Raw genomic sequence first — 18,632 nt, 5'->3', positions numbered from 1 at the left:
AGATCTCGCTTCAAACGGCCGAAGCGCTTGGACTAGGATGCCGGGCCATGAACATCTCCAAGCTGATCTCAGGAATCGTCCTCGCGGCCTCGATGGCCTCGTGCGCCACCACCGGCGGACCCTCCCTCGAGCCGGTAGAGGTCGCATTCGCCGCTCCCACCGCCGCCGAGGCCAAGGAGTTCGCCACCCGCGTCGACGCCGAGCTGAAGGCGATCCTCACGCGAGTCTCCACCGCCGAGTGGGTGAAGAGCACCTACATCACGGACGACACCGAGCAGCTCTCGGCGTGGGCGAACGAGGAGATGATGGCCTTCCTCTCGAAGGCCGTCGCCGACTCCAAGAGGTTCGACGGCGTGGAGGTCGACGAGGCCACCGGCCGGATGCTGCACCTCCTGCGTCTCACCTCCGCACTCCCGGCCCCCTCCGAGGCCGCCGAGCGCGCCGAGCTCGCCAGCCTCGCGGCGAAGCTCGAGGGGATGTACGGCAAGGGCAAGTGGTGCGGCGCCGACGGCAAGGCGAAGTGCCGCGACCTCGGCGACCTCTCCGAGACCCTCGCGCAGAGCCGCAAGTACGAGGAGCTCCTCGACGCCTGGATGGGCTGGCACACGATCTCCCGCGAGATGCGGCCCCTCTACGAGCAGGAGGTCCGGCTCGCCAACCAGGGCGCCCGCGAGATCGGCTTCGCCGACCTGGGCGAGCTCTGGAAGTCCGGCTACGACATGAGCCCCGCCGACTTCGAGGCGGAGACCGACCGGCTCTGGCAGCAGGTGAAGCCGCTCTACGACGAGCTCCACTGCTACGTGCGCAGCCAGCTCGTGAAGAAGTACGGCAAGGATCGGGTGCCCGCCCGCGGCCCCATCCCCGCGCACCTGCTGGGCAACATGTGGTCGCAGGACTGGTCGAACATCTACCCGCTGGTGGAGCCGTACAAGGGCGCGGCCAGCCTCGACGTCGACGCCTCGCTGAAGAAGCAGAAGTACGACGCCATCCGGATGGCGAAGCTCGGCGAGTCCTTCTTCACCTCGCTGGGCCTGAAGCCCCTGCCCGAGACCTTCTGGCAGCGGTCGATGCTGGTGCAGCCCCGCGACCGTGACGTGGTCTGCCACGCCAGCGCGTGGGACGTGACCTCCGCCGGCGACGTGCGCATCAAGATGTGCATCCGGCCCACCGAGGAGGATCTGATCACGATCCACCACGAGCTCGGTCACAACTACTACTACCAGCAGTACGACAAGCTCCCGGTGCTCTTCCAGTCCGGCGCCAACGACGGCTTCCACGAGGCGATCGGCGACGCGATCGCGCTCTCGATCACGCCGGGCTACCTCAAGCAGATCGGGCTGATCTCGAAGGTCCCGTCGGACGACAAGGGCGTGGTCAACGTCCAGATGAAGATGGCGCTCCAGAAGATCGCCTTCCTGCCCTTTGGCAAGATGATCGATCAGTGGCGCTGGGACGTGTTCTCGGGCAAGACCGCGTCGGCGAACTACAACCAGGCGTGGTGGGAGCTGAAGGAGCGCTACCAGGGCGTGGCGGCTCCGGTGGCCCGCTCCGAGGCCGACTTCGATCCGGGCGCCAAGTACCACATCCCGGCGAACGTGCCGTACACGCGCTACTTCCTGGCGCACATCCTCCAGTTCCAGTTCCACAAGGCGCTCTGCGACGCGGCGGGCTTCCAGGGGCCGCTCCACGCCTGCTCCGTCTACGGCAGCGCGGACGCGGGCGAGAAGCTCCGCGCGATGCTGGCGCTGGGCGCGAGCAAGCCCTGGCCCGACGCCCTCGAGGCGATGACCGGCCACCGCGAGATGGATGCGACGCCGATCCTCGAGTACTTCCAGCCGCTTCGGACGTGGCTCGCGGAGCAGAACCGCGGCCAGCAGTGCGGCTGGTAGCGAACGGCCGCACCTGACGGGGGAGGGAGGCGAAGGTGGCGAAGCCGCTGGATGGGTTGGTCGCGCTGGTCACCGGCGCGAGCCGCGGGATCGGCAAGGCCTGCGCCATCGCCCTCGCGGAGCAGGGCGCCAACGTGGCGCTTTGCTCGCGCGAGCTCAAGGCCTGCGAGGAGACCGCCGCCGCGATCCGCGCCGAGGGCGGAGCCGCCAGCGCCTTCGCCCTCGACGTCACCGACGACCGGCAGGTAGAGGACTGCGTGGCCTTGGTGGCCGCCTCCTTCGGGCCGATCGACATCGTGGTGAACAACGCCGGGATCGCGTTCTCGGCACCCCTCCATCGGACCTCTCTCGCCGAGCTCCGCCGGGTGCTCGAGGTGAACCTCGTCGGCGCCTTCGCGGTGATCCACGCGGTCCTGCCGTCCATGCTCGAGCGCCGGCGTGGGCGGGTGATCAACATCGCCTCGACCGCGGGCAGGGCGGGCTACCGCTACACGACGGCCTACTCGGCCAGCAAGCATGCGCTGGTGGGGCTCACGCGCTCCCTGGCCCACGAGGTCGCGCCCAAGGGGATCACGGTGAACGCGGTCTGCCCGGGGTGGACCGAGACCGAGATGCTCGAGGCCTCTGCCCGCAAGATCTCGGAGGTCACCGGGCGCAGCCGCGAGGAGGCGGTCGCGGAGCTCGCCCACATGAACGCGATCGGCAGGCTGATCCGGCCGGAGGAAGTGGCCCGCGCCGTGGCCTTCCTCGCGGACCCCGCCGCCGGCGGGATCACCGGACAGCTCCTCAACGTCGACGGCGGCGAGATCCTCGCCTGACCGGTTTGAACCCGAGCATACGGAGAGTGAAGATGGGTCTTCTCCAGGCGATCCAGCCTCCGGGCTGGAAGCGGCCGAAGGGCTACTCGAACGGCATCGTCGGCGAGGGGCGGATCCTCTTCGTCGGCGGCCAGATCGGCTGGGACGCGGACGAGGTCTTCCACTCGGACGTCTTCCACGAGCAGTGGGCGCAGGCGTTGTCGAACGTGCTCGACGTGGTGCGCGCCGCTGGCGGTGGCCCCGAGCACGTGGCCCGGATGACGATCTACGTCACGGACAAGCAGGACTACCTGGCGCAGCTCGCCGAGATCGGCGCCGCCTGGAAGAAGCACATGGGGCGCGTCTATCCCGCGATGGCCCTCGTCCAGGTGGCGGACCTCGTGGAAGATCGTGCGCTGGTGGAGATCGAGGCGACCTGCCTCCTGCCGAAGGAGCCCTGAGATGCGTCCGGAGCCGAAGAGCTTTCGCTACGAGGAGCGTGACGACGGCGTCGCCGTGATCACCCTCGACCGCCCCGAGAAGCTGAACGCCCTCACCTTCGAGGTCTACGCGGAGCTGCGGGATCTCTTCGCGGCACTGGCTCATCGGGAGCCCGTCCGGGCGGTGGTGATCACCGGCTCCGGCCGGGCCTTCTGCTCCGGCGGCGACGTCCACGACATCATTGGCGAGCTCTTCTCCCGCGACATGCCGGGGCTGATCGAGTTCACCCGGATGACCTGCGACCTGGTCCGCAACATCCGGCGCCTCCGCAAGCCGGTGGTCGCGGCGCTGAACGGCACCACCGCCGGCGCCGGGGCGGCCATCGCCCTGGCCTGCGACCTCCGTGTGGCCGCTGCGGGATCGAAGATCGCCTTCCTCTTCGTGAAGGTCGGCCTCGCCGGCGCGGACATGGGCGCGGCGCACCTCCTGCCCCGCTACGTCGGCCTCGCGAAGGCCACCGAGCTCCTCATGCTCGGCGACGCGATTCCCGCTGAGGAGGCCAAGGCGATCGGCCTCCACAACGAGGTGGTGCCCGCCGACGAGGTGCTCCCGCGAGCGCTGCAGCTCGCCGGCCGCCTGGCTGCGGGTCCCACCTTCGCGCTGGGTGTGACCAAGGAGCTCCTCGACGAGGAGCAGCACGCGAGCCTGCATTCCTCCCTCGACAACGAGGCCCGCGCCCAGGCGATCTGCATGCAGACGCGCGACTTCCGCGAGGCCTACGACGCCTTCGTAGAGAAGCGCCCGGCCAGGTTCACGGGCCGGTAGCGCGCGAGGATCATTCGGGACGAGGCGTCGTGCCCGCGCTCCGATCCGATGGCGTCATCCACCGTCCCCTTTCCATGGGTCGCCTGGCAACTTGGCTACGACCTCGCTCAGGACGATTTGCAGCGCAGCGTCGAAGTCCCAGGCCATTACAGGGCGTAGCAGGGCATTCATGTCGCCACGAAAGTCCGGGCGTTTCGCTTTCTCATGGAGGTTCGCCTCGAAGAGCGAGCGGGTAACAGAGTGTCCTCCGTCCGTCATGTAGCGATCGAAGCAAGCGACTAGCGCCGCCGTGTTCACGCGGCCTCGCTCCAGCGCAAACCAGAGGTCGAAGAGATCGCGCCCCTTCCTCCGTTGGTACAGCGCGCGGAGCTTCGTGCCGAGCAGCTCATCGAGGGCGAACGTGGTCACGTCGGCCTTGCCGCGAAACCACTGGTTGTCAACCTCAAGGGGAACCCGAAGTAGACCAAGCTCCGTGAAGTGCTCCCGCGAGTTGATCTCGATCTTCAGCCGCATCCTGACCGGAGGCGAGTCTTCCGAGTCGAAGCGGTAGACGAGGTTGACGCGCCCCTCTTTCAGCTTGCGCTGTGGCGTGCCGAGCCAGCCGTCCAGCACTCCGCGCACGAGGTCGAGCGTGTCGCCGATGGGCTCAGGTCGGACCTGAACGAGATCGATATCCTCAGAGAACCGCGCGGCTGGCCGCAGGTGGAGCTTGTAGAGCGAGGTGCCACCCCTGAACGCGAGGCGATCGGCGATCTCGGGTCGCGCGTACATCTCGGCGAGAGCGCGGCTGATGATCAGATCCTGCTCGACCAGCGAGTTGGCGTCCCAGGGCGCCTCACGGCGCCACTCCACGATAGCCTGCTCGGGGATCATGTATCCGGCTCCACATCTGTGTTAACCGCGACATGCCAGCGTGCGTCCCGGCGCGCGCCCTCCATTTCGTGCCATGGGGCAAGCGGGACCGTGAAAACGTTTCTCTCTGCGAGGACGTCATCGAGGCGATGAGCGAGCGCGTTCTGCTCGACGAGGACGAGGAGGTAGCCGAGACGCTGCACCCACGCGACGGGCGCGCGCCGTGCCTCTGCGGCGAGGGCTTCTCCGTCGATGGACTCGGCTAGCTCGGCGAGCACCGTGGCGACGTTGTCGAGGTAGCCGCATCGCTCGGGGTATCCGACGATCTCGAGCGCCGTGGCCGCCGGCGATGCGATGCGAAGCACGCCGGTCGGTACGTTTCGTTCCACGACGGAGGTGCTCGCCATGTCCTGTCGCGCGACGAAGTCGACACGAACTCCACCGCACGAGAGCCCTCGCCGCGCCTTCGTAACCATCACCTGGAAGACCATGGGCGCCTGGTGAGCCGCACCGTGGTACGCGGCGGCGCTCAGGAGCGCCACGTAGTAGGGCTCGCCGAGATGCCCCATGAGCTGCGGAATGAAGTGGTCGGCGGGGAGGCAGCCCAGCCTGCGATACTGCGGGGGGACGACGACATGAAAACCCCGGTACGGGTCCGCAATGTGCCCCTTCTCCTTCAGCCGGCGCAGCTGCGCGCGGACGGCGGGCACCGAGCGCCCGAGCGCCTGGATCGCCTGCTCGGTCGTGAACGTCAGTCTCCCGTTGGACTGGAGGTCCTCGATGTAGTCCGCTGCAGAGCGCATGACCGATAGTTCCTGAGCGCAAAAAGTACCACGCAGCGTTGCTTTCGGCGGCTCCAGACCCGTGAAGCCGCTACATGCGGAAGATTACGCAGTTCGTTATCTTGTGCAAGTTGCCACTTCCACAGCTTCGCCTGGGCAACTCTGAACGCACTTGCGCGATTGGCGGGGGGGCGAAGTAGGATCGCGTCTCCCCTGCCGCGACGCGAGCGCCGATGGGCCCGGCCCCGGCCTCGCGAGAGGAGCGAAGAGTGCGAGAGACGCCATTCCTCGAGGAGAGGCATCACGAGCTGGCCCTCCGAGCCAGGGCCATCGGCGACGAGCACCTCGCTCCGATCGAGCACAGGGAAGATGGGGTGGACGACCTCTTCCGCGAGATCCTCCGCAGGCTGGGCGACGCGGGCCTCACCCGCTTCGCAGTGCCCGCTGCGTACGGAGGCGTGCACGAGTCGATCGATGTGCGATCGATCTGCACCATCCGTGAACAGCTCGCGTGGAGGATGGGCCTCGCGGACTTCGCGTTCGCCATGCAGGGCCTGGGCAGCCACCCGATCGCGCTCGCGGGGAGCGAGGAGCAGAAGGCGCGGATCCTCCCTGGTGTCGCCCGCGGCGAGACCGTCACGGCCTTCGCCCTCACCGAGCCTGAGGCCGGCTCCGACGCGGGCGCCCTCTCGTGCAGCGCGCGCCGCGTCGGCGACGAGTGGGTGATCTCCGGGCAGAAGCGCTTCATCTCCAACGCCACGATCTTCGGGGCGATGACCCTCTTCGCCCGCACCGGCGAGGGATCCAGGGGCGTGTCCGCCTTCCTGGTGGAGGCGGGCACGCCTGGTGTCCGCGTGGTCCCCCAGGACACCATGGCGCCGCACCCGCTGGGCGAGGTGATCTTCGAGGACGCGAGGCTCCCGAAGGAGGCCCTCCTCGGCGAGGAGGGCAGCGGCTTCAAGCTCGCCCTCGCCACCCTGGATCTCTTCCGCTCGACGGTGGGCGCCGCCGCGCTGGGGATGGCGCAGCGGGCGCAGGACGAAGCGGTGCGCCACGTGCGCAGCCGCAAGCAGTTCGGCGGGCCTCTCGCCGGCCTCCAGGGCGTGCAGTTCCTCCTGGCGGACAACGAGGCGGAGCTCGAGGCGGCGCGGCTCCTCGTCTACCAGGCGGCGTGGACCAAGGATCGCGGCGCCGCGCGGATCACGCGGGAGGCGGCGCTGGCGAAGCTCGTCGCCACCGAGAACGCGCAGCGGATCATCGATCGCAGCCTGCAGCTCCACGGCGGCCTCGGCGTGATCCGCGGCACGGCGGTGGAGCGGCTCTACCGGGAGATCCGCGCGCTGCGGATCTACGAGGGCGCCTCCGAGGTGCAGAAGGTCGTGATCGCCAGGGAGCGGCTGAAGGAAGAGTAGGCGACAGGCGTGGCGCGGGCGCGATGGCGCGTCCATCCGGGGGCGGCGGGAGCGGCGGAGCCGAAGGCGGAGCAGACGAAAAAAAGAGTGTTTCCGAGAACGGAGGAGCGATGGATTCCGTGGAGTTTCCCGAAGCGCTCAACCTCTGCGTCGAGTACGTCGACAAGAACGTCCGGGAGGGGAGGGGCGAGCGCACCGCGCTCCTCTACCGCGACGAGCGCTACACGTACCGCGAAGTCCTCGAGCACGTCTGCAAGGCGGCGAACCTTCTAGAGTCCCTCGGCCTCCAGCGCGAGCAGCGCGTCCTGCTCATGCTCTCCGACCATCCGGAGTTCGTCTGGTTCTGGTTCGCCGCGGTGCGAATGGGCGCCGTGGTGTCGGCGGTGAGTCCGGACTGCAAGCCCGAGGAGCTCGCCTACTACCTGGATTACACGCGCTCGAGGATCCTCGTCGCCGAGGAGCGCCTCGCGGGCGGCGCCCTGCGACTCGCCGACGCGAAGTGGCTCGAGGCGGCCGTCTTCTGCCGGGGCGAGCCGCGCCTGCCGCTGCCGCCGCGGTCGGTCCGCTGGGAGGACGAGGCGCCGAAGCTCTCTGCCGATCACACCCCCGCCGAGACCGTCGCCGAGGACGTGGGCGTGATGCTCTACACTGGCGGCTCCACCGGCTTTCCCAAGGCGGTGGTCCACCGACACGTGGATTTCCTCTACAACACCCACACCTACGGGCTCCCCGTCCTCGGGCTCGGCCCGGAAGACGTCACCGTGGGCGTCCCCAAGCTCTTCTTCGGCTACGCCCTGGGCACCAATCTCCTCTTTCCGTTCCGCGTGGGCGCGACGGTCGCGCTCTTCTCCGAGAGGAGCACCGCCGAGCGCGTGCTCGAGGAGATCGATCGACGCAAGGCCACCGTGCTCTGCAGCGTGCCCACGATGCTGAACGCGATGGTCCACCTGGAGCACGAGCCGAATCGCTACGACTGGTCGCGGCTGCGGATCACCACCAGCGCGGGCGAGGCGCTCCCGCCCGAGCTCTACCGCCGGTACAGGGAGAAGTTCGGCCACGAGGTCCTGGACGGGATCGGCTCGGCGGAGCTCTTCCACGTCTACATCTCCAACCGGCCCGGCGACGTGGAGGTCGGCTCCCTGGGCAAGGTGGTCGAGGGCTACGAGGCGCGGATCCGCGACGACGACGGGCGGGATCTCCCCGACGGCGAGCTCGGCTCCCTCTGGATCCGCGGCGTCTCCATGGGCCTTGGCTATTTCATGCGCACCGAAGCATCGCGGAAGGTCTTCCGGGGCGAGTGGTTCGTCTCCGCCGACAAGTTCCGCCGCGATGCGGAGGGGCGTTTCTGGTACGGCGGCCGCACCGACGATCTGCTCAAGGTCGGCGGCCGCTTCCTCGCCCCGATCGAGGTGGAGAACGTCCTCCTCGCCCATCCGGCCGTGCAGGAGGTCGCCGTGGTCGGCTACGTGGACGAGGAGGGCCTCGAGAAGCCCAGGGCCTTCGTGGTCCCCGCCGCGGGCCACGCGCCAGGCGACGCCCTCGCCAGCGAGCTGCAGGCCCTCGCCAAGGCGCGGCTGCAGCCGTGGAAGTATCCGCGGCAGGTGGTCTTCCGCGACAGCTTGCCCAAGAGCGATCGGGGCAAGGTCCTCAAGTCCGCCCTGCGGGGCTGACGGGCTACGCAACAGTGAAAAGTGGGGCCCGGCCGCCGCAGAAGCGACTCTGCGGCGGCCGGGCCCGGATACTTGCTTGCGCTTCTGGCGCGAATCAGTGAACGCGGTTCACGAAGCGCTTTCCGACATCCTGCTCGAGGAAGCGGAGTGCCCAAACCGGGAACCTCGACTTCCGCTCCTCCTGCCCACGCTCGCGGGCCTCGGCCTCGTCCCGCCTGCACTGCTCGACGTCGATCTCCTGCGGGAGCCGGAACTCGCACTTGGCGTCGGTCCCCCTTCCGTTCCATCCATTCAGGAAGTCGTCCATGATCTTCGCCCGGAAGGGCAGGAAATACTTCTCGAGCGCAACGGAGATTCGGTATTTCCCGTTCGAATCGAGCCTCTCCTCCACGTGGGTGAAGCCCAGGGACTCGGGCCAGGCGATGCCGTTGCCCATGTCGGACTGGGCGCCCGTGTTGTTCAGGTTGTGGCAGCCGGCGCAGGAGACCGAAGTGGCACGGTTGAGCACGTGCCGGTTGTTCATGTTCACCGGGTCGTAGCGACCGATGAGCTGGAGCTGCTTGTCGATCTTCTTGCGGAAGGGCGAGTTCCCGAACGCCCGGTCGAAGTAGTCGTTTCGATTGTCCGCGGGGCTGGAACCCGAGTTGAACTTGTCATTCACGCTGTACGTGAACTCGTTCACGTCCCAGGAGTCGGTCAGCGAGGCCACGGCGCTCGCCAGGAAGTCGCCCTGAAGGCTTGTCCCATTGGGATGGGTGCCCATTCCGAAGAGCTCGCCATAGGGGTTGGTCTTCGTCGTGATCGGGACGATGGAGAGCACGCACCTCTCTCCGCAACGGCAGTCCTTCACCAGCTTGAACTCCCGGAGCTCCCAGCTCCTGGTGTGCATGAACTGGTTGGTGCGGATCTGCCCGGTCGAGCATCCGTAGCCTTCGGCGCCGAGGGCGGCTCCGTAGTGGTTCACGTGGACCACGGGCTCGAATCCATCGATCCCGTCGAAGTAGAACTTCTCGAGCAGGTCGCGCCGAATCCCCATGTCCGGTTCGCCAGAGAGCCCGGCCCAGAACTCGACCACCCGGCGGCAACCATCCAGCCCTGCGCCCGGCTCGGGGTTCGGGAGGATGGCCTCGAAGATGAGCAGGTTCCGCTCACCTTCGCCGTAAGCCGGCTCGCCTCCCCGCTCTTCTTCCATCCGGAGCGTCCTCTCTCCGGACTGTCGCGCGAAGACGATGCGGTACTCGCCGCAGTGCGCTCCGTTCAGGGGCGCGAGATCGAAGCGGTTGAAGAGCCCGATCGGGATGTAGTTCGCGTCGTCGCGAGGATAGTTCACGAAAGGGTTGCTGAGGGACTCGATCGTCCCCTCGGGCCTCGGACACTCCCAGGGGTAATCGTTGAAGCTGGGCTGCCCTCCCGCCATCTGATCGTCGCAGTGCGCCGGCGACAACCTGCCGGCCGCCACCTCGGTCTCGTCCGCCCACCACTGCCGGAAGAGGCGCAGGGGGCTCGTCGCCGCTCCGCTCTGGTTGATCACCTGCTTGAGGACCCGCTCGAGCGTGAACGGCTCGAGGATTTTGGCGTCCGTGACCGCGAGAGAATGGTCGTTGAGGATCGTGAGACCGCTGCTCGTGGAGCCGACCGCCTCGGAGCCAGCAGGGCTCCCCCCGCGCTTCCACATCCATAGAGACCCGTTGCAATGAAAGACAACGTCAGACACAGCCGAACGAATCGCTCCATCGTTACCTCCGGGTTGGTGAAGACCTCCTTCCTAACCGAGGGCAGGGGGACGGGGCAAAAACCGGGAAGACGAAGTCTGTCCAAAAATCTCCATATTTCTGCAAGTGCGTGAAATATTTTAGCATTCTGTTGGCGGGATTGTGTTTCCCATTGAACACGAGAGACGAGCCGCGCCAGCAAGTTGGCACGGGTGTTCGAGCGCGCTCGGCCTTCCAAAAAAAGGCCCGACCGCCGCGGAAACGTCTCTCGCGGCGGCCGGGCCCGATTCCGGTTCGCTCTTCAGGCGCGGATCAGTGGACGTGGTTCACGAAACGCGGTCCAACGTACGGCTCGAGGAGGCGGATTGAAGACACCGAGAATTTCGACAGGCGCACCACGGTCCGCTCGCCATCCTTTCCTCCTCCCGAATCTCCTCCCTGCCCGCCGGCCTGCTCCTCTGCCCGGCGCTCGTCCTCCCAGCACTGCTCAACGCTGATCTCGGGCGGGAGGCGGAACTCGCACTTCTCGCCGCTCCCGCGGGCGCCCGCGCCATTGTTCAGGAAGTCCTCCATGATCCTCGCCCGGAAGGGCAGGAAATAGTCCTCGAGCGCTTTGGAGATTCGGTACTTCCCGCCGGCGCCGATCCTCTCCTCCACATGGGTGAAGCCCAGGGATTCCGGCCAGATGACGCCGTTGCCCATGTCGGCATTGTTGCTCAGGTTGTGGCAGCCGGCGCAGGAGAGGGCGGTGGCTCGGGCGAGGACGTGATCGGGGTTCATCCACACGGAATCGTAGCGACCGAGGCTGTAGAGCTGGCCCTTGATGTCGTTCTTGAAGGGCCAGTTCCAGGACGACTGCGCGACGTACTCGTTTCGGCTGTCCACGGGGCTGGAGCCCGAGTCGTAGCGGTCGTCCACCGTGTACGAGAACTCGTTCACGTTCCAGGAGTTGGTAAGCGAGTTGACGGCGGTCGCGACGAAGTCGTTCTGCAGGCCCGGCCCGTTGGGATGAGACGTGCCGAAGAGCTCGCCGTAGGGGTTGCCCTTCACGGTCATCGGCATGATCGAGAGCACGCATCGCTCGCCACACCGGCAGTCATTCACCAGCTTGAACTCGCGGAGGTCCCAGTTTCGGGAGCGCATGAACTGGTTGGTGCGGATCTGCCCGGTCGAGCAACCATAGCCATCGGCGCCGAGCGCGGCGCCGTAGTGGTTCTTGTGGACCACCGGCTCGAAGCCGTCGATCCCATAGAAGTAGAACTTGAAGAGCATTTCCTGGCGGACCATGACATCCGGCTGGTCGGAGAGCTCGGCCCAGAACTTGACCACGTCGCGGCAGCCGTCGAGTCCCCGGTTGGGCCTGGGGTTCGGGAGGATCGCTTCGAAGATGAGGAGGTTCCGCTCACCTTCCCCGTACGCCGGCTCGCCTCGCTCGGTCTCGATCTCCAGCGTCCGCCTCCCGGAGTTCCGCGCGAAGACGATGCGGTACTCGCCGCAATGGGAGCCGTTGATGGGCGCGAGGTCGAAGCGGTTGAAGAGGCCGATCGGGATGTAGTTGGCGTCGTCGTTGGGGTAGTTCACGAAGGGATTGCTGACGGACTCGATCGTCCCCTCCGGCCTCGGGCAGTCCCACGGGTAGTCGTTGAAGCCCGCCTGCCACCCGAGCATCTGGTCGTCGCAGTGGGCGGGCGAAGGCCGGCCGGCTCCCGCCTCGGTCTCGTCCGCCCACCACTGGCGGAAGAGCTTCAGGGGCGTCGTAGCGGCACCGCTCTGGTTGATCACCTGTTGGAGAACCCGCTCGAGGGTGAACGGGACGAGGATCTCCTTGTCCGTCACGGCGAGAGAGTGGTCGTTCAGGATCGTGAGACCGCTGATCGACGATCCGAGCGGCTCGGATCCCGCAGGGCTCCCCACCTCGCTGCCACATCCGTTGAGGGTGCTTGCAACGAAAGACAACGTCAGACACAGCCGAATGAACCGGGGCATCGTCTCCTCCTTGCTGGTGAAGACCTCCTTCGTAACGGAGGCAAGAGGGGACGGTCAAAAGTCTTGAAGACGCAATCTGTCCTAAATTCCCCGCGCGGTCCGAAAGCGCATGAAATGGTTTGTCATTCCGCTGGCGGAAGTGTGTCTTCAATCAAACAGGCGAGACGAGCCGCGCTAGAAAATTGGCACACATAATCGAGCGCGGCCGGACCAGCGCGTTGATCAGGCGGCTGGGCCGAGGGACGCTTTCGTCAGGCGAGGGAGTCTCTCAGCGCCGGAACAAGGCCGCGATTCGCTCGCTGGACTTGCCGTCCCAGAGCGCAGGGATCCGGCCGTGCTTCCCGCCGCCGTCCAGGATGCCGTTGGCCTCCGCGGCGATGCGGGCGGGGTCGAGGCCCACGACGGTGTTGGTCCCCTCGGTCACGGTCACCGGGCGCTCGGTGTTCTCGCGCAGGGTGAGGCAGGGGATCCCGACGGCGGTGGTCTCCTCCTGCAGGCCCCCGGAGTCGGTGAGGACGAGGCGGGCCTGGGAGGTTAGGCCCAGGAACTCGAGGTAACCAAAAGGCTCGCAAAGGCGAAGCCCCGGCATGGCCGCCATTCGCGGCCCGAAGCCGAAGGTCTCGAGCTGCTTTCGCGTGCGCGGGTGTACGGGGAAGACGATCGGGATCCGCCGCTGGAGCTCCTCGACTGCGCCGAGGAGACCGCCGAGGACGACAGGGTCGTCCACGTTGGACGGACGGTGGAGGGTGAGGACCCCGTAGCCTCCAGGGTCGAGGTCCAGCTTCTCCGGGATCCCGAGGGCCTTCGCCCTCGGCAGGTGCGAGAGGAGGGAGTCGATCATCACGTTGCCCACGAAGTGGATCCGCTCGGGCGGCGTCCCTTCGCGCAGCAGGTTCTCGTCGCCGTCGCGGGAGGGCGTGAGCAGGAGCTCGCACATCCGATCGGTGAGGACGCGGTTCACCTCCTCGGGCATCCGCATGTCGCCGGAGCGCAGGCCCGCCTCCACGTGGGCGCAGCGGATCTGCAGCTTCGCCGCCACCAGCGCACAGGCGAAGGTCGAGTTCACGTCGCCCACCACCACCACCAGGTTCGGCCGCTCCTCGAGGCAGAGCTTCTCGAAGCCGAGCATCACCTTCGCAGTCTGTTCGGCGTGGGAGCCGGAGCCGACGCCCATGTAGATGTCGGGCCTCGGCATGCCCAGGTCCGTGAAGAAGACGTCCGACATCGACGGGTCGTAGTGCTGGCCGGTGTGGACGAGCTTCTGCTCGGCGAAGCCCGCGCGAGCCACGGCCTGGAGGATCGGAGCGATCTTCATGAAGTTCGGGCGGGCACCGACCACGTGGACGATCTTCATGGGGGCAAGCTGCGGACGGCCTGCCGCCCCCGCAATCGACCGGTTGCGATCCCGCCGGCCTTCCGGCAAAGCTCGCGCCCCATGAAGACGGCCATCATCGTCCCGGCGCGCTTCGCCAGCGAGCGCCTGCCGGGGAAGCCCCTGGCGGACCTCGGCGGAAAGCCCATGATCGTGCGGGTCCTCGAGAGGGCTCGGGCGGTGCGCGGGATCGAGAGGGCGGTGGTCGCCACCGACGACGAGCGAATCGCGGCGGCGGTCCGGGCCGATGGCGGCGAGGTCGCGATGACCCCTTCCGACTGCCCCTCCGGCAGCGATCGCTGCGCCCACGCGGCGAGGCAGCTCGGTGACCTCGACGTGGTCGTCAACGTTCAGGGCGACGAGCCGCTCCTGGAGCCCCGCGCCGTCGAGGCCCTCCTGGGCGCCTTCTCCGATCCCACGGTGGAGATGGCGACCCTCGCGCGGCCGCTGGAGCCGGGGGAGCTCGACAACCCGAACGTGGTGAAGGTGGTCTGCAACCTGCGCGGCGACGCCCTTTACTTCTCCCGCGCGCCGATCCCCCACCTCCGCGGCGGCGGTCCCGGGACCCTCGGCCGCGCCCACGTGGGGATCTACGCCTTCCGGGCGTCCTTCCTCCAGGCCTACACCCGCCTCTCGCCGACGCCCCTCGAGCAGAGCGAGAAGCTCGAGCAGCTCCGGGTCCTCGAGCACAGCCACGCCATCCGTGTGGTCGACACCACCTGGCGCTCGATCGGCGTGGACACGCCCGAAGATCTCGAGCGGGTGCGGGCCTACTACTGACAGTCCCTCCGGGAGCGTCCGCCGATTAGCCGCGGAGCCAGTCGGCGAAGCGGCGGAGGCCCTCGGGGAACGGCGTTCTGGGGAGCTCGCCCAAGGCGTCGGTGGCCAGGTCCATGCTCGCCCAGGTCTGGGGCACGTCGCCCGGCTGGTCGGGGTGCCGCTCGACCGCGGCCTTCACGCCCAACGTTTCCTCGAGGAGGGCGATCAGCTCGGAGAGGGTGATCGTTCGATCGTTTCCGAGGTTGAGCACGGCGTAGGGGCTGCGGTCGTACGCGATGGACCGGACGATCCCCTCGACGATGTCGTCGACGAAGCTGTAGTCGCGGCGGGTGGAGCCATCGCCGTAGACGGGGATCGGCCGTCCCTCGAGCATGAGCCGGGCGAACTTGTGGATCGCGAGGTCGGGGCGCTGGCGCGGCCCGTAGACCGTGAAGAAGCGCAGGGCCACGAAGCGGATCCCGTAGAGGTGGCTGTAGACGTGGCCGAGGAGCTCGCCGCTCACCTTGGTGCTGGCGTAGGGGCTGATCGGGAGGAGCACGTGATCGTCCTCCCGCCACGGCACCCGCGGGTTGATCCCGTAGACGCTGCTGGAGGAGGCGAAGACGAACTGCCGGATGCCCCGCTCGCGGGCGAGCTCGAGCACGTTCTGCGTCCCGCGGACGTTGACCTCCTGGTAGCCGATGGGATCCAGGATCGAGGGCCTCACGCCGGCGCGGGCGGCGAGGTGGACGATGGCGTCGAACTCGCCCGGCAGGCGGCGCAGGGCGTCCGCGTCGCGGATGTCGATCTCCGCCAGCGAATAGCGGTCGCTCCGCAGGTGGGGCTCGACGTTCCGGCGCTTGATGGACGGGTCGTAGAAGGGATCGAAGTCGTCGACCACCGTGACGCGGTGTCCGTCGCCCAGGAGGCGATCGACGAGGTGGCTGCCGATGAACCCGGCGCCGCCGGTGACGAGGAGATGGCTCACGGGAAACCTCGAGATGGCGCCCATCCCCGGAGAACCGCCGGGCAGGCGAGAAAAAGCGCACGAAGACGAAAGTCGCTGGAGTTGTAGCCGATCCTCTGCCCCAAGGGGGCTCTCGAGCCCGAGAATTCCCGGCCGCCCCGAGGTTGACAGGTCGACGATCCCTCCCGGATAAACGTCACTCCTCGGATCTCCACCCATCGGATTTCGGAGAGAGGACCGAGCGCGCGCGATGCCGTGCGCGAACACGAACGAGCGGCCGCCCGCCCGGCGGGCGACTCGAAGGGGACGAAAGCGATGCGCGTCGCAGTCATCGGCACCGGCTACGTGGGCCTCGTCGCAGGCACCTGCTTCGCGGACAGCGGCAACGACGTGGTCTGCGTGGACATCGACGGGGCGAAGATCGACGCGCTCCGCCGTGGCGAGATCCCGATCTACGAGCCGGGCCTCGAGGAGCTGGTGGAGCGCAACGCCGCCGCCGGCCGCCTCACCTTCACCACCCGCCTCCCCGACGCCGTGAGCCGCGCCGAGGTGGTCTTCATCGCGGTGGGGACGCCGCAGGGCGACGACGGCTCGGCCGACCTCCAGTACGTGCTGGCGGCAGCCCGGGCGATCGGCCGCTCGCTCGGCAGCTACACCGTGGTCGTCGACAAGAGCACGGTCCCGGTGGGCACCGCGAAGAAGGTCCGGGAGGAGATCCTCTCGGTGGCGCCGAACGCCGACTTCGATGTGGTCTCGAACCCCGAGTTCATGAAGGAGGGCGCCGCCATCGACGACTTCCTCTCGCCGGACCGCGTGGTGATCGGGACGGAGAGCCAGCGGGCCCGCGACCTCATGGCGGAGCTCTACGCGCCCTTCACCCGGAGGTCGAACCGGATCCTCTTCATGGATCCCCAGTCCGCCGAGCTCACCAAGTACGCGGCCAACGCGATGCTGGCGGCGCGGATCTCCTTCATGAACGAGATGGCGGCGCTCTGCGAGAAGGTGGGCGCCGACGTCGATCACGTGCGCCTGGGCCTTGGCTCCGACAGCCGCATCGGGCTCTCCTTCCTCTTCCCCGGGCCCGGCTTCGGAGGCTCCTGTTTCCCCAAGGACATCCGCGCCCTCTACTCCACGGCCCGGGAGAACGGCCTCGACTTCAACCTCCTCGGCAGCGTCGACCGGGTGAACGAGCAGCAGAAGCAGCTCCTCCTGCGCAAGGCCATCAGGCACTTCGGCGGGAACCTCTCCGGGAAGCACTTCGGGGTTTGGGGCCTCGCGTTCAAGCCCAAGACCGACGACATGCGCGAGTCGCCCTCGATCCCTCTGATCGAGGGGCTCCTCGGCAAGGGGGCCACGGTCGCCGCCCACGATCCGGTGGCCCACGGCACGGCCAAGCGGATCTTCGGCGATCGCATCGGCTTCACCGACACGCCCTACGGCGCGGTGGAGGGGGCGGACGGGCTCTTCATCGTCACCGAGTGGAACGAGTTCCGCCGGCCCGACTTCGACCGCCTCAAGGGCCTGATGAAGGCCCCCGTGATCTTCGACGGCCGCAACGTCTTCGATCCGGCGAGGATGCGCGACCGGGGCTTCGTCTACGAGGGGATCGGCCGAGGCGTGGCGCCCTGAGCGCCGTCTCTGTTATGACGGCCGCCATGAGCGGGCACGATCGGATCGCGGCGGATGAAGAGCTCGTGCGGCGGGCGCAGGGCGTCAAGCTCCTGGCACTCGACGTGGACGGTGTTCTCACCGACGGTGGCCTCTACTACGGGCCGGACGGCGAGGCGTTCAAGCGCTTCGACGTGAAGGACGGGCACGGGATCGTGCTCTGGCGCGACGTGGGCTTCGCCTCGGCGATCCTCACAGCCCGCAGCTCCTCGATGGTGGAGGTCCGCGCACGGGAGCTGAAAATCCCCTTCGTGCTCCAGGGCGAGCGCGACAAGGCCAAGGGCTTCGAGAAGCTCCTCGCCCTCGCCGGCGTCGGTCCGGAAGAGGTCGCCTACATCGGCGACGACGTGAACGACCTCCCCGTGCTCTCGCGGGTCGGCCTGGCCGCGACGCCCGCCGACGGCAGGCCCGAGGTGAAGCGCTGGGTGCACTACGTCTGCGAGAGGCCCGGCGGCCACGGCGCGGTTCGCGAGCTCTGCGAGCTCCTGCTCAAGGCGAAGGGCGCGTGGGATCAGGCCCTGGCGATCCACCCGCCCGTCGGGGACCGGCGTTGAGCCTTCCGCCGCTCCGCAAGCGGGTGAAGCGGGCGGTGCGCACCTGGCTGCTCCGCGGGCTCCTCGCGATCGTGAAGCTCCTGCCGCTGGGCGCCGCCCTGGCCCTGGGCCGGGCGGGCGGCGGCCTCGCCTACGGCGTCTTCGCCAAGGATCGGCGCCTCGCCCTCGAGCACCTGGCGAAGGCCTTCCCGGAGAAGACGCCGGAGGAGCAGGAGGCGATCGCCCGGGCGATGTTCCGCTCCCTCGGCGAGACCGGGATGGAGATCGCCCAGATCGACAAGCTCGATCGGCGGCTCGAGTCCTACGTGGAGATCGAGCCCTCCGCCGTCGCCGCCCTGGACCAGGCCCGGAAGGGCTCGGGCGTGGTGGCGGTCACCGGCCACATCGGCAACTGGGAGCTCCTCTTCCGCCGCATCGTCCGCAGTGGCAGGCCCGCCTACGCCGTCGGCGCGGAGCTCTCCCACGGCGGGCTCACCGCCATCGTGGAGGAGCTCCGCGGGCCCGGCCGCACAATCTGGCGGGGGGCCCCGGGCGCCAGCAAGAAGCTGCTCCGCGCGTTCCGGGAGGACGCCTACCTCGCGCTCCTCATCGACCAGGACACCAAGGTCCAGGGCGTGTTCGTCCCCTTCTTCGGCGAGCTGGCCCATACGCCGCGGGCCGCAGCCGATCTGGCGCTCCGGACCGGCGCCGGGATCGTGACGATCTTCATCCACCGGAAGGCCGGGGGCGGGCATCGGATCAGCGGTCGCCAGGTCGAATACACGCCGACCGGGGATCCGGAGGCGGACGCCCTCGCGATCACCGCCGAGATGACCCGGGCGATCGAAGAGGAGGTCCGCCGCGTTCCCCACGAGTGGGTATGGATGCACCGGCGTTGGCAGACCCGACCGCCGGACGAGCGGGCGCTGGGCAGCTAGCCGCGAATGGAGGGTGGGCGCGGGACGTT

At 68.1% G+C, this 18,632-nt stretch carries 16 protein-coding genes; 10 read left to right on the top strand and 6 right to left on the bottom strand.

What is annotated here, in order from left to right; genetic code table 11:
• The first annotated feature begins 47 nt into the window (after positions 1–47).
• The 4 genes from AKJ08_RS12955 to AKJ08_RS12940 are packed head-to-tail and all read left to right on the top strand — an operon-like array spanning position 48 to position 3,952.
• Positions 48–1,889 carry a M2 family metallopeptidase gene (locus tag AKJ08_RS12955; protein WP_050726452.1) on the top strand — a complete coding sequence of 614 codons (1,842 nt, stop codon included), beginning with the start codon at positions 48–50 and terminating at the stop codon, positions 1,887–1,889.
• Between the two features lie 35 nt (positions 1,890–1,924).
• A complete protein-coding gene (locus AKJ08_RS12950; protein WP_050726451.1) occupies positions 1,925–2,707 on the top strand; it encodes an SDR family NAD(P)-dependent oxidoreductase in 783 nt (260 codons plus the stop codon).
• A 32-nt stretch (positions 2,708–2,739) separates the two neighbouring features.
• Entirely contained in the window at positions 2,740–3,147 is a 408-nt protein-coding gene (locus tag AKJ08_RS12945) for a RidA family protein (RefSeq protein WP_050726450.1), read from the top strand.
• A 1-nt stretch (position 3,148) separates the two neighbouring features.
• Positions 3,149–3,952 (top strand): enoyl-CoA hydratase family protein, encoded by an 804-nt coding sequence (locus AKJ08_RS12940; protein WP_050726449.1) that lies wholly within the window; start codon positions 3,149–3,151, stop codon positions 3,950–3,952.
• A gap of 54 nt (positions 3,953–4,006) precedes the next feature.
• Here AKJ08_RS12940 and AKJ08_RS12935 read toward each other — a convergent pair whose 3' ends face one another.
• Together AKJ08_RS12935 and AKJ08_RS12930 are read right to left on the bottom strand one after the other, a co-directional pair.
• Positions 4,007–4,825, bottom strand: a complete 819-nt coding sequence (locus AKJ08_RS12935; protein ID WP_157370662.1) for a nucleotidyl transferase AbiEii/AbiGii toxin family protein — start codon at positions 4,823–4,825, stop codon at positions 4,007–4,009.
• Positions 4,822–5,607, bottom strand: a complete 786-nt coding sequence (locus AKJ08_RS12930; protein ID WP_050726448.1) for a type IV toxin-antitoxin system AbiEi family antitoxin domain-containing protein — start codon at positions 5,605–5,607, stop codon at positions 4,822–4,824. Before AKJ08_RS12930 ends, AKJ08_RS12935 begins: the two co-directional genes overlap by 4 nt.
• Positions 5,608–5,855: 248 nt before the next feature.
• On the opposite strand from AKJ08_RS12930, the gene AKJ08_RS12925 reads away from it, so the two are divergent.
• Positions 5,856–6,998 (top strand): acyl-CoA dehydrogenase family protein, encoded by a 1,143-nt coding sequence (locus AKJ08_RS12925; RefSeq protein ID WP_240475329.1) that lies wholly within the window; start codon positions 5,856–5,858, stop codon positions 6,996–6,998.
• A gap of 119 nt (positions 6,999–7,117) precedes the next feature.
• Positions 7,118–8,668, top strand: coding sequence for a benzoate-CoA ligase family protein (locus AKJ08_RS12920; RefSeq protein WP_169788819.1), 1,551 nt, complete (start codon positions 7,118–7,120; stop codon positions 8,666–8,668).
• A gap of 94 nt (positions 8,669–8,762) precedes the next feature.
• On the opposite strand, the gene AKJ08_RS12915 is transcribed toward AKJ08_RS12920, so the two are convergent.
• The 3 genes from AKJ08_RS12915 to wecB all read right to left on the bottom strand — a co-directional run bounded on the left by AKJ08_RS12915 (position 8,763) and on the right by wecB (position 13,720).
• Entirely contained in the window at positions 8,763–10,343 is a 1,581-nt protein-coding gene (locus AKJ08_RS12915; protein ID WP_050726445.1) for a hypothetical protein, read from the bottom strand.
• 349 nt (positions 10,344–10,692) lie between these two features.
• Positions 10,693–12,366, bottom strand: coding sequence for a hypothetical protein (locus AKJ08_RS12910; protein ID WP_157370661.1), 1,674 nt, complete (start codon positions 12,364–12,366; stop codon positions 10,693–10,695).
• Positions 12,367–12,634: 268 nt separating this feature from the next.
• Positions 12,635–13,720 (bottom strand): non-hydrolyzing UDP-N-acetylglucosamine 2-epimerase, encoded by a 1,086-nt coding sequence (gene wecB, locus AKJ08_RS12905; RefSeq protein ID WP_050726443.1) that lies wholly within the window; start codon positions 13,718–13,720, stop codon positions 12,635–12,637.
• Positions 13,721–13,801: 81 nt separating this feature from the next.
• Between wecB and kdsB the strand changes: the two genes are divergently transcribed.
• Positions 13,802–14,518, top strand: coding sequence for a 3-deoxy-manno-octulosonate cytidylyltransferase (kdsB, locus tag AKJ08_RS12900; RefSeq protein WP_050726442.1), 717 nt, complete (start codon positions 13,802–13,804; stop codon positions 14,516–14,518).
• Positions 14,519–14,543: 25 nt separating this feature from the next.
• On the opposite strand, the gene AKJ08_RS12895 is transcribed toward kdsB, so the two are convergent.
• Positions 14,544–15,485: an NAD-dependent epimerase/dehydratase family protein gene (locus AKJ08_RS12895; RefSeq protein ID WP_157370660.1), complete on the bottom strand. Its 942-nt coding sequence runs from the start codon at positions 15,483–15,485 to the stop codon at positions 14,544–14,546.
• 294 nt (positions 15,486–15,779) lie between these two features.
• On the opposite strand from AKJ08_RS12895, the gene AKJ08_RS12890 reads away from it, so the two are divergent.
• Genes AKJ08_RS12890 through AKJ08_RS12880 form a run of 3 tightly spaced genes read left to right on the top strand, consistent with a single transcriptional unit; the run spans position 15,780 to position 18,603 of the window.
• Positions 15,780–17,093: a UDP-glucose dehydrogenase family protein gene (locus AKJ08_RS12890; RefSeq protein WP_050726440.1), complete on the top strand. Its 1,314-nt coding sequence runs from the start codon at positions 15,780–15,782 to the stop codon at positions 17,091–17,093.
• Positions 17,094–17,119: 26 nt separating this feature from the next.
• Positions 17,120–17,686 (top strand): KdsC family phosphatase, encoded by a 567-nt coding sequence (locus AKJ08_RS12885; RefSeq protein WP_050727572.1) that lies wholly within the window; start codon positions 17,120–17,122, stop codon positions 17,684–17,686.
• Positions 17,683–18,603, top strand: coding sequence for a lysophospholipid acyltransferase family protein (locus AKJ08_RS12880; RefSeq protein ID WP_050726439.1), 921 nt, complete (start codon positions 17,683–17,685; stop codon positions 18,601–18,603). Before AKJ08_RS12885 ends, AKJ08_RS12880 begins: the two co-directional genes overlap by 4 nt.
• The last annotated feature ends 29 nt before the right edge of the window (positions 18,604–18,632 follow it).

It is taken from the genome of Vulgatibacter incomptus (genome assembly GCF_001263175.1).
Classification (GTDB): domain Bacteria; phylum Myxococcota; class Myxococcia; order Myxococcales; family Vulgatibacteraceae; genus Vulgatibacter; species Vulgatibacter incomptus.
This window is presented reverse-complemented; position numbering and strand designations above follow the sequence as displayed.